This is a genomic window from Paenibacillus sp. FSL H8-0048 (assembly GCF_038002825.1).
In the GTDB taxonomy this organism is placed as follows: Bacteria; Bacillota; Bacilli; order Paenibacillales; family Paenibacillaceae; genus Paenibacillus_AQ.
In genome coordinates this window covers 48064-62593 of the sequence record NZ_JBBODF010000001.1, presented here as the reverse complement: position 1 = coordinate 62593, position 14530 = coordinate 48064, and the positions used below count along the sequence as shown (strand labels likewise).

Below are 14530 nucleotides of genomic sequence, written 5' to 3'. Positions count from 1 at the left end.
ACAGGTTGCCGTGCCAGCACATATGGATCAGGAAATCCACACCGTTAATTTAACTGTTCCTTATTGCGTTGCCCTTCGCCGGAGCTTCTGCCTATCATCAGCTGCACCGCGATCATGAGCACAGTGACTACAGCTAGGCCGGTTAAGGCAAGCTGGAATGAGCCCGAGGCATCCAGGATGCGGCCCACTGCGAGGGGACCCAAGGCTCCGAGAATATAGCCGCCGCCCTGGCTCAGTGAGGACCAGGCGCTGGCCTCTTCCGCCCGCTGCGTCATGAGCAGCGGCAGCATGAGCGCCAGCGGGAACAAGCCTCCGGCACCGATCCCGAGCAGGACTGCGCTCAGGATTGGAGAGCCTGATCCGAGGAGCAGCAGCAGTCCGCTTAGCTCGAACAGACTGCACAGCACCAGCCATAAGGTGCGCCGCCGGAATCTGGCCGTAAGGATTGGCACCAGAATACTTACCGGAATCTGAATCAGGGTGAAGAGTGTGAGCAGGTTACCCGCATCATGACGGCTGTAGCCCATAGACATAGCTATCGGGGCCAGCCAGGCCGTCAGGGAATAAAAGACACTGGCCATCAGGCCGAAGAACACAGTCAGCAGCCAGGCCCGCTTGCTGTTCAAAGGCAGCTTGGCGTGCACACTCTTAGCCTCCGGCTGCAGCGGCCTCGCTGCAATTCTCCACCAGGCCGGGAGAGCTGCCAGAGAGAGTACCGCCCATACAGCCAGAGACAGCTGCCAGGAACCGTCCAACCAGGTGAACAAGGGGACAGACAGCCCTGCTGCCAGGGATGCTCCCACCACTAATGCGGCAGAATATACACTAACCATCGCCGAGCGTCCGGGAAAATAACGCTTGATGAAGCCTGACAGCAGCGGACCGGCGATTCCGATTCCCACACCTGCTGCAAGCGCGGTCAGAATGAGGCCAAAGGCCGAGGATAAAACGCCCCGCGCGGCAGTTGCCGCCCCGATGAGCACCATCGATGCAAAGATTGTACGCTCCATCCCGAAGCGGCGGCTGATGCTCACTGCAACCGGGGCGAACAGGCCCATACACAGAACAGGCAGCGTAGTCAGCAGACTCGCTTGGAGGCTGCTCATTGCCAGGTCCCCCTGAATATTGCTGAGCAGCGGTGAGACCGACGTAATGACGGGACGCATATTTAATGAGGCAGCCAGTAGGGCGATGAATAATAACAGGAAAGGCAACGATATCAACTCCAAGTAGTATAATTTGTGTCATTCTTGTACAACCCGAGTATAAATGCGCATCTATTATTGTTCAATACTATTATTTCTATTATTATAATAGTATGTAACTATGATCTTCCTCTGAACGGAGTGATTCATTTGGAAACCCGCCATTTACATTATTTTCTGGCTGTGTGTCAAGAACTGCATTTCACACGGGCCGCCGAGAAGCTGGGAATCAGCCAGCCCACGTTAAGCCAGCAGATCAAGGTGCTGGAAGGTGAGCTGGGGCTCCCCCTCTTTGACCGGATCGGCAAAAGAATTGCCCTTACCGAGGCCGGTGCACTCCTGAAGGACTACGCAGTCCAGATGGTGCAGAATGAACAAAGTGCCAAGGCGGCCATGGATGAGCTGCGTCTGGACAACCGCGGCACCATCCGGCTCGGGCTGCTGCCTTCCGACCTTGATTACCAGTTAACACCGCTGCTGGTTAAGTTCCACGAGGATTATCCCAATATACGGCTTCAGGTCTTCGCCTCGACGGTCATTCAGCAAGAGGTGCTGGATAACAAGCTGGACATCGGGATCTGTCTCCAGGGGCCTCGCGATGAACTGTTAACCAGAATTGATCTCGGCTGGGAGCCGTATCATCTGATTGTCCGCGGGGATCATCCTTACGCTGCCAAGAATCATATCGAGCTATCTGAGCTTCAGCACATCCAGCTTGTAATGTACCCGCGGAATTTTATTGGCAGAGAGCTGGTCGAGAACACCTGCCGGGAAGCCGGCTTCGCGCTGGAACCGATCATGGAGACCGGATCAGCCACCTCGCTGATCCAGCTGGTCCAGGCCGGAATCGGCGGCACCGTCCAGCCGGGAAGTCTCATGGACGCCATGAAGAACAGCGGACTGTGCTCCATTCCCATCCTGGATTCGCCGCCCGTCCGCAAGCTCAGCTTAATCTACCGGGCAGACCGTTATATCAGCAAGGCAACCCATACTTTTATCGGCTATCTGAAGGAGTTCTGGATGGATCATTTGGACAACCCGGCAAGTTCAGGATAGCTGATGTATGCTTCACGGTGGACGGCATCCCACTCCAGTGACCCGCCAATCGCATCATTCACGAAGCGCAGAGGAATATAGAGCTGCATATTCACCTGCTGGAAGGCAGCGGAATAGGTGATCGGCTTCCCGTTCACAGAGGCGTTAGTGCTGCCGATCTTCATACTGCCCTGCGTGAGCGGATTCTGAATGGTGAGCATTCTGGAATGCTCGTCATATGTAATGGCCGCCCCTCGCACATACAGCTTATCCAGCGAGAGCATGACTGTATTGTTGATGAGCGTAGCGCCCCCTGCGGATGAAGTAATCTGCTCATTGTTCAGATAGACCTGAATCGCGGGTGCCCCGGCTGTGGCGGACCGGGTTGTAGCGGAGGCAGCAACAGCCGGGGCAGGAGAATGAGTCACGCTCGTGACAAGAACACTAAGTCCGATGATCTGCATGAGCTTTTTGAATGTAATCATAACGTACTCCCTTCATTTCTCAGAAAATACCATATTTCCTATAATAGCATATTACAGATGGAACAGCTGAATACTAAATGGTAGACTAAGCAGAAACGGCTTTGCTGTCCTTGTAGGGACGGCACCGATTTAGCGGTAAATATAAGGGAAATACGCGACTCAACCGTTAACGAATTGAGAACTTAGGAGAGAATAACCCGATGGCCAAATGGGATAATATGCTCGCAATGCTGTGGATGCTGAGGTCCGGCAAGAAGCTTACTGCCGCTCAGATCGCAGACCAGCTGGAGATCAGCGTCCGCACGGTGTACCGGTATATCGATGCCTTATGTGTCAGTGGGGTGCCGGTGGTCGCCGAATCAGGACATGACGGCGGGGTACATATTCTGGAGAGCTTCAGTGAGACGCCCCTGTTCTTCAGCTCTTTGGAGCTGAGAGCGCTGCTCGATGCCTATAAATTCGCGCAAAGCGCTGGCTATCCCTTCGCCCTGGAGCTGGAAAACGCACTCAAAAAGGTAGAGAATGGACTGCACGATGAACAGCGCCAAGACCTGTCGCTGCATACAGGCAGTCTCGATGTGATCGCTCCGTCCCGCCCCCCGTCTGTCGTCCCATTGCTGCGGGAGCTGGAGCAGGCTGTGAAGGCGGGCCAGACGGTCCGCCTCACCTACCGGAAAGTGAATGCTGCACAGAACGAGGAGCGCACAGTCGATCCGTATGGTCTGGCATACGACCGTTCGGAATGGTATATAGTTGGGTTCTGTCACCGTTCAGAGGCTATGCGGACCTATCGTGTGGACCGCATTGTCAAGCTTGCGTTAACGGAAGCCAGCTTCCCTAAGCCGGAGCCCTTCTCGGTATCTGATTATTTCCGCAGCCAGCTGGAGCCGGAGCCCGAAGAAAATGTCCCTCTGCTCGTGATCCGTATCGAAGGAGAGCCGGATGCGCTGAACAAGCTATGCGGCAACTGGCATCTGCGGCACTACCTGACGGAGCGGACGGACCGGGAGGCGAGCTTCCTGCTGGATGCTCCCTCTATGAATAAATACCTTCCCCAATATCTGCTCGGCTTCGGCACTTCCATACGTATTCATGAGCCTCTGGAGCTGAAGGAGCAGATTCAGGAATTGGCCTGTGCGATTAGCAGACATTACAGAAACGATGGGGAATGCAGCAAGAAATGACTAGGGTATTCTGCCAAACGAAGCAGCTCCTGCGGCATATTTGCTGCAGGAGCTGCTTTTTCACCTTATGTGCTGAGGAGTTGTTGCCATTAAGCGCCGGCCAAGGCTGTGACCTGAACCTTGAGCTCATTTACCTGCTTGCGCATGTCTTGAGCTTCCTTCTGCTGCTTCTGAACTACTGTGGTCAGAACGCCGATAATGTCCATCAGTACTACAGACTTGTGATCCGCAGTAGAGAAAATCTGCGGCACATCCTCGGCGATGAAGCCGATATTCTGCTGCTTACCGTTCTCCGTCTTGTAGTTAAAGGTCACCGGCTTCAGCTTGTTCAGCAGCTCCAGTGCCTTCTTCACCGGCAGGCTGGCAATGTTCTCCTTGTAGGTCCGGGAGGAGGTCTGTGCGAAGTTCGTTGCCCGCAGGTTGCCGTTCACATCCAGCTTGTAGTTATCTGCGGGCGCTTTGCCAATCCCGATATTACTGCTGGAATCCAGCGTTAATGCGCCCGCCACCTGGACCAGTTCATCATAGACGGAATCCTGGCAGACCAGCTTCTGCATACTTCCCTCAATGCCCGCCTGCCAGGCATTTGCCGTAGTATCCCAGAGAATCTGTGCCTTCTTATCCTTGCCCCGGTCCAGCTCGATTCCCCGGGTAACCGTCAGGCTGCCGCTGATCTCGGCATCCTTCACATTCAGCGTATCACTGAGCTTCAGTTCCTTCGCTGACAATGTGCCTGTGAAGGCGGCGTCCCTCGCGGTGAACGTTCCTGTAATTTCGGTATCCGCTGCCTGTAGTAATGTATCGATCACTGCGTTCTTCGCGGTTAAGGCCCCGTTCACAACAGCGTCAGTGACGGTTAATTTCCCGGATACCGCCGCATTACCGTTCACATCCAGCTTGGCGGCTGGCGCGGCGGTGCCGATGCCGATGTTGCCGGAAGCCACCTTCAGCACAGCGTTCAGATCTGTAAGCTCCTTATGCGTATGACCGCTGTACGAGAGCTGCTTCAGACTTCCTGCAAGCCCTAGCTGCCATTCAGCCATCGCTTCGTTCCATACAATCTGTGCCTTGGCACCTGTACCCCTACCCACATCAATCCCCCGGCTGAGCGTAAGGCTGCCCGTAACTTCAGCATCCTTCGTGCGGAGCATTCCGCTACATTCGGCATCCGCAGCCATTAATTTGCCGCTGACTGCCGCGTCTGTAACGGTCATACGGCCGGATACCGCCGCATTGCCGTTCACCTCAAGCTTGGCTGTTGGCGCGGCGGTGCCGATGCCGACATTCCCGGAGGCGATCTTCAGCACCCCGGTCAGCTCCGACAACTCCTGGTGTGTATGACCGCTGTAGGATAGCTGCTTCATGCTTCCTGCAATACCCGCCGTCCAGACCTTCTGGGCATCATCCCAGAGCAGCTGTGCCTTCTGATCCGTTCCTCTGTCCACTGCAATTCCCTTGCTGACCGTAAGATCGCCGGTGATGGCAGCATCCTGTGCTGTGAAACCTCCGCTGACAGTGACCTCCTTAAGTGCAGCCAAGCCGCTGATCGTTGCACTTGCTGCTGCCAAGCCGCCGCTTAATGAAGCCTCTGTAACCGTCAATGATCCGCTGACCACGGCATCCCCTTTGACCTCCAGCTTAGCGGCCCGGGCATCCGTACCAATCCCGACATTGCCTTCGTCAACAGTGATCGCCTCCGCCAGAGCAGCATACTCGGGGTGGATATGACCTTTGAACTCTATGGCCTTCAGGGTATCTGAGACTCCGGCCAGCCATTCATCGGCAGTCTCATCCCACAGCAGCTGGGCTGGAAGAGCGGTGCCGCCGCGGAATACCTCCAGACCGGCATTTTGGACAATGTGATCACTCTTAGGATCATACTTGTTCACTCTTATAATATTGTCCTCAACCTCAAGCTGAGCCGCATTGATCGTCACGACGTCCCCATTCACCGTCAGATTGCCGTTCACAGTCAGATCCTTGGCAATGGAGGCGCTATCTGCACTAAGTTCCCCACGGATGACTGTGTTGCCTCGAACATCAAGCTTGGACTTAGGGTCCGGGCTTAAGGTTCCAATGCCGACCTCTCCGTTCTTGGTAATACTGAACAAGCTGTCTCCGCCAGTTGCTCTAACATCCAGCAGGGCCAGCGGAACTGTGGTTCCGATGCCGATATACCCCTTTGCATCCGAACATAAGGTAACCGCATTGCCTAGCGGATTGAACAGCTGATGCTGACCGCCCTTCCCGGTACCGAACTCCGCGAACTTCTCCCCATCGCCATAGAACCAGGAATTCAGCTCATTATTCCAGTAGATCCGGGCATTCGGCAGAAGATTTCCGTCTTTATTCAGTCCGCGGGGAGCTTCGAACCCTCCGGCAGTCACATTCCCGGATATCACCGCATGATTGCTAATCACGGCACCCGCTGCATTAATCCCTTTGTTAAAAGAAGCTGCGCCTTCGAATACAGCATCACTATGAGCGGTCAGCTTACCTGAGAAGGATGCCGCGCCAGAGACCTCTGTCTCCGTCCGGAAAACCGCCTTGCCTGCCACATCCAGGACTTCAGTCGGATTATCCGTGCCCACTCCCATCTTGCCGCTGCGCGTCAGGCTGAGAACCGTTCTGCCGGCAGTACCCAGCTTCCAGCGGTCCTTAGCCCACTTGATCTGCGCATTAGTCTCGGTGCCTTGCAGCACCTCAATGCCGTCTCCGACCGTCACTGTTCCTGCAATTGCCGCGCTGGCGGCAGTAACGGGTCCTGTAATCGCAGCGCCCGCAGCCTTCACTGCACCGGACGCCTGGATATTGCCGGATGAATCGACTACGACCGCTGCACTATCCGCAGGTGTTGCCAGCTGCCACTGGTCCTTGACCTCATCCCAGGCGAGCTTGACCGGCTTCTGATCCGGGCCGCGATAGATCTCAAGCCCGCCGCCCGCAAGCGACTTGACTGTTCCACCGTCCTTGTTCAGGGTAATCCAGGGACTGCCGATATCCAGCTCATCTGTGGCAATTTTGGCCGAGGTCCCCCGGATCTCCAGCTCTCCGGCTACCGTCAGATTGCTGCCCACCGTCAAGTCATGGTGAATATCCACATTCCCTTCGGCGCTGGCGCTGAGAGCCAGGATGTCACTTTTCGGATTGTACAGCTGGCTATGAAGATGCAGAGCATCCGCACTCGCCATCTGTGTCAGCTTGTCCCAGGAGCTGCCGCTGGCGACATTCTCCAGGGAATTTCCGATACCCACCTTCCACTTCCGCTCGCTTTCGTTCCAGAACATCCGGGCAGGCGGCTGCGATTCTCCCCGGTACACCTCGATGCCGCTCTCGGCGGCTGGCGGGGTATCCCCTGCGAATTTATTGATCTCAATGACGTTATTGGTAACGACCAGATCTTCACGGTTAAGCGTGGTCGTGGTGCCTTTGACGATCAGGTTGCCGTCTACCTTAACCAGTCCTTGAACCGCCAGACCTCCGCTGACCTCCGCCCCGTTATTGACGGTCAGGGAGCCCTGTACCTCAGCATCATTGATCATTTCAAAATCACCGTCTGCAGTAACCTGCACAGCCGTGTTGCCTGTGCTATCGCTGAGGGAGTTGTGCCGGTGCAAGCCGTCGGCATCCGAGCTGACCCCTCCGGTCAATGCGTCCCAATTACTTCCGTAGGCAATATTGGACAGTTCATCGCCAAGTCCCAGCTTCCATCTGCCATCCGTTTCGTCCCAGAGCAGCTTGGCGCTCGGGTTCAGCTTGCCCCGGTAGACCTCAATGCTGCTCTGCTTCAGGGAGGAACTGTTCCCCTCGAATTTATTGAGCTCAATCCGGTTGCTGACCACCACCAGATCTTCCTTTTTGACGAAGGTAGTGGTGCCCTTGACCGTCAGATTGCCTTCGATCGTGGCAGATCCTCCGACACTCAGGTCGGACTTCAGCGTTGTACTGCCCTTGGCCAGCAGCGTACCGCCGAGCTCCACATTCCCGGATGCGGACAGCCGCCCCTGGGCGTCTGCCGACAGAACCGTTCCGCCGGACGGTGTACTCAGTGTGCTGTGCTTGTGGGAAGCATCCGCCACAGCTCCGCTGGTCAGCGTGTCCCATTTGTTCCCGTAGGGAATGTCGAACATGCTGCCTTCAAGCCCGATTCTCCACTTGCGGTCCGCTTCATTCCACTCCATGCGTGCTGCCGGAAGCTGGCTGCCCCGGTAGACATCCAGCCCTCCCTTGTTGCCCAGAGCTGTGTGGTCTTCCGCCTTATTGACCGTAAGGAAGCTGTCTGCCACCTCCTGCTCAACCTTCCGGATGACCACCTCTTCTTCCCGGACGATCAGCTTATTCACGGTCAGAGTCTCGCCGACCATCAGCTCATGGGGGATATTCACATTGCCGTCCGCACCGATCTCCAGCGCAAGCAGGCTCTTGTCTTCATTATGGAACTGCCTGTGGGTATGCAGAGCATCTGCATTCCGGTTGCCGCCGGTTAGCTCCTCCCACTGCTTCCCGTCAGGAATATTGGTCATATCCCCGTTCACGGTGCCAGTCTGCCAGGATTTCGCAGCTTCATTCCAGGCTATCTTGGCATTGGGCAGCGTAGCTCCCCGGAAGACCTCCAGGCCGCCCTTCTGGGATACCAGTGTCCCGGATACGCTCATTCCCCGGTCAACCAGGACCGTCCCCTCGTTGTCCGTGCGAAGTGACGGCTTGCCATCCGCAGCCATCAGCTGGCTATGGCTATGCAGACTATCCGCATTCGCACCGTGGTGCAGCTGCTCCCAGTCTGCTCCATAAGCCACCTTGAACAATCCGCTGGCATCGTCACCCGCCTGCACTTCGGTTCCAATCATCCAGCTCTTATTCTTCTCATCCCATTGCAGCTTGGCGCTGGAATGATCCTTGCGCAGGATCTCGATCCCCATCCGGTCATCTTCAGCCGCATTCTGATTCAAGGTGACCTTGCTTCCGCCGATGATAACCTGGGGAACATCCAGCATCGCCATCCCCCCGCTGACTTCAATCCCTTGCTTCGCGGAGAAAGGCCCCTCCATGGTTGACGCGCCGGAGACCTCCAGATCGCCGGACTCATTCACCTTGAACACTGCTGCGCTGCCCGAGGTTACAGATAATGCGCCGTCTATATCCACTGATCCATAAGTGCTGATGGCCCCGGCCTTGATGTCGCCAGTGAACTCTGTCAGCACAGCGTGAACATTAAGCCGGCTCCCCTCCTCGCCGTCCAGGTCCTTCGAGTTGCTGAGGAAGGGCGTTTCGGGCTTCTTCTCTTTGCCGATAATGATCTGATCTGCCTTAAGCACCGTCCCGCCAGCGGCCCTGGTCACTAGCTGAGACCCGTCCACATCTGTCTCATAGATCCCGCCGATCGTTAAAGTGCCGTCCTGGGAATGCTTCAGAGTCACACGGGCCAGCAGGATATTCTGGTGTACATCTGCGGGCTTCCGGGAGCTTACTTCTATTTTGGCCTGCTCCAGCACATGGATGGGATTGTCTCCTCCCTTGAGCACTTCGGTGTCAGTTAGCTGCTCCTCATAGCTGATGGAAATATAGATCTGATCCGAAGTGCTGTACCCCGAGAGGTTAATCACCCGACGCGGGTGAGCGTCGCTGACCATAATTTCCTGGCTGATCTCCTCATTGTGCTCCGGTTCGGTGACACGGTTGAGAGCAAAGCCCGGAGCAACCTCAACGGTTATTCCGTCCCGCATGGTGACCTTAAGCCCATCCACGACTCCCCAATCATGGAAATGACGGTTATGCAGCTGCCGCACACGCTTATGATAATTCTGATCCAGTGTCAGATCCTCTTCCTTCAGCAGCAGCCCGTTGAAATAATTCATGCGTTTCATATCCTTTGGCACAATCCCACTCCTCCCGGCTCTTCATAGTTACAGCTTACTTAGGCCTGAACGGACTCCTCTTCTGCGGCAGCCAGCTCCTCCAGCACCTGAATGGCCCCGCTGATGCGTGTCAGGGTATATCCCAGATTGGTACGCTTCTCGTCCAGCTCCTGGATCATCTGCCGCCCGGATTCCAGCTCTGCCTTCAGTTCATTCATACGTGCTTCCAATTGTTCTTTCATAAGTTTATCCTCCTAAGGTTTAGGCACCCTGCAGGGTGTCGATTTGTTTTTGCATTCTTGTGATTGCTTTCTGCTGATCCTTCATGACGCTGGTCAGAACCGCAATGATATCCATCCCGCTGATCGCCCGCTGCTCCGGATCGGCCAGAACAGCCGGTACTTCCTCCGCAATGAAGCCGAGGGTCTTTGGCTTGGTACCTCCTTTGTATTTAAAAGAGACCGGATTTAGCCCGTCCAGCAGCTGCTTCGCTTCCTTGACCGGAATATCCGCAATATTGTCCTTCAGCTCGCGCGAGGACCACCAGTACATGCTGCCGTTGGCATAGACCCCGCCGCTGGCATGAAGATAGATGCGGTCGCCGGCATCATTAGAGACTCCGATGTCCAGCACGCAGTTCTCTCCGCTGGTCGGATAGTACTTGATCCAGGCCGAGTCGCCGCTGCCGCCGCCGGGATCGGACGGGAAGATAATCCCGTTGTTGCCGCTGCCCGCGCTCGGGATCAGGGCATTTCTCACTTCCAGGCTGCTGTGGACAGAAGCATAGGACCAGTCGTTGCCGTAATTGAGCACCAGATGGTTGCCATTGTCGACAAGTGCCCGGCCAGGAGCCCCCCGGCGTCCGGGATAACCGATGCAGAAATCAGCGCAGCGTACTGTGGCTGCGAAATCCTCAGCCACATCCAGCTTTTTGAATTTGCCGGTGAAGTTGAATACCTCAGTCTTGATGCTGCCTTTGATCTCAAGGTCACCGCCAATATAGGCGCCCCCCTTCACCTGCAGAGAGCCATTCACATCCAGATTGTCCCAGATGGAGACTCTGCGGACTCCCGATATCCCGTTACCCGCGATCATCAATGAATTGTAGTTCGTGGTATCGTTACTGATCTCGGCATTCTTCTTCGATTGGCCCGTGAAGCCTGTCCATCCTGAGGTGAAGCGGACCGGATTCTGCCCGCTCAGGATACGCATTTCGCCTGCCACATCCAGCTTGTCCGCAGGCTCCAGTGTGCCGACGCCCACATTGCCGGATGCTATCAGAGAAATATGGTCACTCCTGTCATTGGAGGTACCGATCTCCAGTGTGCAATCCTCGCCTGCACGGGGATAGTACTTGATCCAAGCCTGATCATACCCGCCTCCGCCCGGATTGGCCGGGAATATAATGCCGCTGTGCTCCCCGTTCCCCGCACTTGGTATAATCTCCTGGGAGGCCTGCATTGTCCCGTTCACATACAGAAATCCGTTCACATCCAGCCGGTCCCAGATGGCGACCTTTCGCTTCTGCCCGGCAGAGTTATTGCCGACAATCATCAGTGCCTTGTAGTCTGTAGTATCATTGCTGATCTCCGCACCGTTCGTCTGTTTGTCGGGAAAGCCCGTCCAGGCGGAGGTGAAGCGGAGCGGGTTCCGGCCGCTGAGCAGGCGTACGCTGCCCTCGACATCCAGCGAATCCTCCAGCAGCTTCTGCGGGCCGATGCCGACATAGCCATTCTTGCTCCAGGAGAGCGCCTGCTTATCTGTATGGGAGCCGTCAGCGTTAACCGTCCGGGTACCGAGTGCCCCGCCGCTGCCGCCGAATAATACCGGACCCTCTATCTCTGCCGCAGCAAAGGGCTTACCGGCTCCGAACCAGCCGAGGCCATGCGAATGGTCAACCGTGTCCGGGTTCGTGCCTTTCAGCAGCAGGATTCTCTCATCCTGAAGGGCAAGATCGGCATCACTGTACAGCTTGCCCGCCCCGGTGAAGCCGAAGCTTAGGCCTGATGGCGAAGACAGCTTGCTGTGCCGGTGCAGCAGATCAGCGAATTCAGACTTGATCAGGCTGTCCCACTCATTGCCGTAGGCGATTGCCTTAAGATCTTCACCGATCCCCGCCTTAAAGCGTTTCTCCTTCTCCACCCAGACAATCCGGGCGTCTTGCTTGCCCCCGTCACCCCGGTATACCTCCAGACCGCCATCTCGTGCACCTGGGAATACATACTTCGGATCGTCTGTGTTGGGGCTGTTCACCTCTACGAAGCTGTTCATAATCCGCATCTCGCTCTGGGCCTTGTCCTTGCTTTTCAGAATCAGCTCGCCCTCAATTGTCAGTGCTCCGGCAACACTCATCCCCCCGGTGAAGCGGGTCTCGGGAGCTTTGATCTCCAGCACTTTACCGGCCTGCAGTGCAGACATGGACGGCATCGCTGCCAGAACGGCTTCACTCAGCCCCGCGCTGTCCATACTGTCTTCACTCTGAACCGGGATCACCAGCTTCTCCGTGACCAGCTTCTTGCCGGCGGCACCGGCATAGGTTCTTAAGGGCGTCCGGGCCGCATCGCTGTCGTAATCGTATATACATGTACTGTCGATAGTAATACCCGCCCCATCGGTACGGGGAACCACCCGGGCCAGAAGGATTGTATCCGTCCCCTCAGGCTTGGTGGTCCCATGACTGATTTTTCCCCGCTCCCACATATGGATCTGATTCCCTTGACCACGCTCAATGCTGTAGTCGGCCTTCACCTCCTCATAGCTCACCCAGATGTAGATATTCTCATTGGCGTTATACTCGGAGAGATTGACCGGATTATCCGGATGCCCCTCATAGATCAGGATTTCCTGGCTGATGCTCTCATACTTGTCACCGTTCTTGACCAGCACCAGATTCAGGGCCAGCCCCTCCGCAATGTTCACCTTCATGGATTCGCCCGGCTTCGCAGAGGGCAGTACCTTGAGCCCGCAGACAATTCCCCAGGTATGCAGATAGCGGTTATGCAGCCGCTGCAGGCGCAGGTGAAACTCCTGATCGAGCATGTAATCCTCAGCATTCAGGAAGAGCCCGTCAAAGTAGCGCATTCTTCTTAATTCTTTTCCCATGATTCGCTTGCCTCCCGGTCTATAATCTCTATTGCTCTGTCATACCCCCGACTAAGGTCTCCATCCCCACACGCCCATAGACACCCAGACGCATAGACGGGACTTCAATATTCAAGCTGGAGTTGGTGTAAAAGGGCCGCTCCTTCCGGATTACCTCCTGCAGATTCCGCACCTTCTGCTGCAGCAGGCTCCGGCTGTATGCCGGGAGGATGATATGGACGGTGAAGTAGCTCGGCTCGGCCGCCCCGACCATCGTATTGACGCCTATACGCCGGGCATTACCGAGACGGACAGGCTCCTCGTAGCTATAGATACGGATGGCCGCCTCTTCACCGGCGTGAACCTGCAAATATTCAGCCAGACCGCCCAGGGTTCCGCGTTTCTTATAGAGCTGGACGATGCTGCTGATCAGCTTGCGGTTAACGGTGCTGCGGGTGTCCGCAAGCGGAAGAATCTGCGCAGGTGCAAGCGTGCGCTCCAGATTATCCTGCTCGCCGTCATACTCTACGCCTTCGGCCAACTGGAGACCCACCCAGCTTGCAAGCCAGGGTAGAAACTGTGAGGGAGCCGTCTGCGGATCGAAATATTGATGCAATCCGTCCAGCAAAGCCTCCATGCCCACAGATTCCGCGCCTGCCGTCCCCGTATTGCCGGAGAGCATGGCTTCGAAGGCCTTCAGGAACCGTCCCAGAAAAAACTGTTCATCCGGCTCCCCCGATTTCTGCTGGAACACCCGGGGGAGATACTCGACATAACTGTACCCGTCTGTCTTGCTCATGCTTCCACCTCAATCTTCAGGTCCTTCAGCTTAAATAACTGGAACGGCAGCAGGTCAGGCGTGTCCAGAGTCACGCTAGTGACATGATCAATGCCGGCGATTCCCTCTACCAGATGATACAGATCCGAGGCGTACAGCTTCCTCCCCGGAAGCCAGCCCTGTCCGTGCTCTCCCCCGTTAACCGGGTCCAGGAACCGTACAATGCTGTCATGCACGATGCTCCCGATGCTCTGATTCCCGGCGGCAACCGTCATCTCAATCACAACATCCCGGTAATCCGGCTCAACGACATGGACCCGGGTCGTCAGCAGCTTGCTCTTCTCCAGAACGGCTTTAACCTGTTGCTTGATCTCCGCCATGTCTCTGCGCAGATCCTGCTGATTCGCGGTCTGGAGCACCAGTACTACGGACACATGCCCGAAGGCTTCTTTATCCCGCCCGGTGCCGTTCTCCATATCCGTATTAATCAGACAGAGTGTACGGACCGCAAGGTCGGGATACGTGGTCCGAATCTCCGGGATATCCAGCAGGCTCTGCCTCGCCAGCAGCTGGTAATCTTCTGCGGTCACAGCCCTGTAGCATTCGGAGAACTGCTTCGCCCCGCGGGCTATTCCGCTGGCCAGCTCCTCCCCGTCCTCCAGGGTGATACCCAGCAGCTTGAGGAACTGCTGCCTGCTCTCATCAGTCACCTGGTCAAGTCTGTAGAGAACCATTTCCGTGAAATAGGCGAACAGCTCCACCAGGGTAATGCCGGGATCGGAGGGATTATAGTTCGTCCATTCCGGATCATAGAGCGGAATCAGCGCAGTGGCATCGGCCACAAGCTGGTCAAAGCCAAGATCATCCAGCTTCAATACTGGAAGCGGCATAGGTTCTTCCTCCTTTC

The 14530-nt window shown here is 56.1% G+C and carries 9 protein-coding genes; 2 read left to right on the top strand and 7 right to left on the bottom strand.

The genetic code is table 11. The features are described 5' to 3' along the window. Nucleotides 1–44: 44 nt before the first annotated feature. Nucleotides 45–1214 carry an MFS transporter gene (locus tag NSU18_RS00280; RefSeq protein WP_341147891.1) on the bottom strand — a complete coding sequence of 390 codons (1170 nt, stop codon included), beginning with the start codon at nucleotides 1212–1214 and terminating at the stop codon, nucleotides 45–47. Between the two features lie 132 nt (nucleotides 1215–1346). Here NSU18_RS00280 and NSU18_RS00275 point away from each other — a divergent pair, with 132 nt between their 5' ends. Further along, nucleotides 1347–2261 (top strand): LysR family transcriptional regulator, encoded by a 915-nt coding sequence (locus NSU18_RS00275; RefSeq protein WP_341147890.1) that lies wholly within the window; start codon nucleotides 1347–1349, stop codon nucleotides 2259–2261. Here the strand turns inward: NSU18_RS00275 and NSU18_RS00270 are convergent. Further along, nucleotides 2231–2725, bottom strand: a complete 495-nt coding sequence (locus NSU18_RS00270) for a copper amine oxidase N-terminal domain-containing protein (RefSeq protein WP_341022884.1) — start codon at nucleotides 2723–2725, stop codon at nucleotides 2231–2233. The genes NSU18_RS00275 and NSU18_RS00270 overlap by 31 nt on opposite strands. 200 nt (nucleotides 2726–2925) lie before the next feature. On the opposite strand from NSU18_RS00270, the gene NSU18_RS00265 reads away from it, so the two are divergent. Continuing rightward, nucleotides 2926–3909, top strand: coding sequence for a helix-turn-helix transcriptional regulator (locus NSU18_RS00265; protein ID WP_341147889.1), 984 nt, complete (start codon nucleotides 2926–2928; stop codon nucleotides 3907–3909). Nucleotides 3910–3998: 89 nt separating this feature from the next. Here NSU18_RS00265 and NSU18_RS00260 read toward each other — a convergent pair whose 3' ends face one another. The 5 genes from NSU18_RS00260 to NSU18_RS00240 are packed head-to-tail and all read right to left on the bottom strand — an operon-like array spanning nucleotide 3999 to nucleotide 14513. Then, nucleotides 3999–9785 (bottom strand): tail fiber domain-containing protein, encoded by a 5787-nt coding sequence (locus tag NSU18_RS00260; protein ID WP_341147888.1) that lies wholly within the window; start codon nucleotides 9783–9785, stop codon nucleotides 3999–4001. A gap of 38 nt (nucleotides 9786–9823) precedes the next feature. Next, entirely contained in the window at nucleotides 9824–10006 is a 183-nt protein-coding gene (locus tag NSU18_RS00255; RefSeq protein WP_036701070.1) for a hypothetical protein, read from the bottom strand. A 19-nt stretch (nucleotides 10007–10025) separates the two neighbouring features. Continuing rightward, on the bottom strand, nucleotides 10026–12866 hold the full coding sequence (locus NSU18_RS00250; RefSeq protein WP_341147887.1) for a tail fiber domain-containing protein: 2841 nt from the start codon (nucleotides 12864–12866) through the stop codon (nucleotides 10026–10028). Nucleotides 12867–12894: 28 nt separating this feature from the next. Next, complete coding sequence (locus NSU18_RS00245) at nucleotides 12895–13644, bottom strand: phage tail protein (protein WP_341147886.1); 750 nt, start codon at nucleotides 13642–13644, stop codon at nucleotides 12895–12897. Next, nucleotides 13641–14513: a hypothetical protein gene (locus tag NSU18_RS00240; protein ID WP_341147885.1), complete on the bottom strand. Its 873-nt coding sequence runs from the start codon at nucleotides 14511–14513 to the stop codon at nucleotides 13641–13643. The genes NSU18_RS00245 and NSU18_RS00240 overlap by 4 nt, the downstream gene beginning before the upstream one ends. Between the last annotated feature and the right edge of the window lie 17 nt (nucleotides 14514–14530).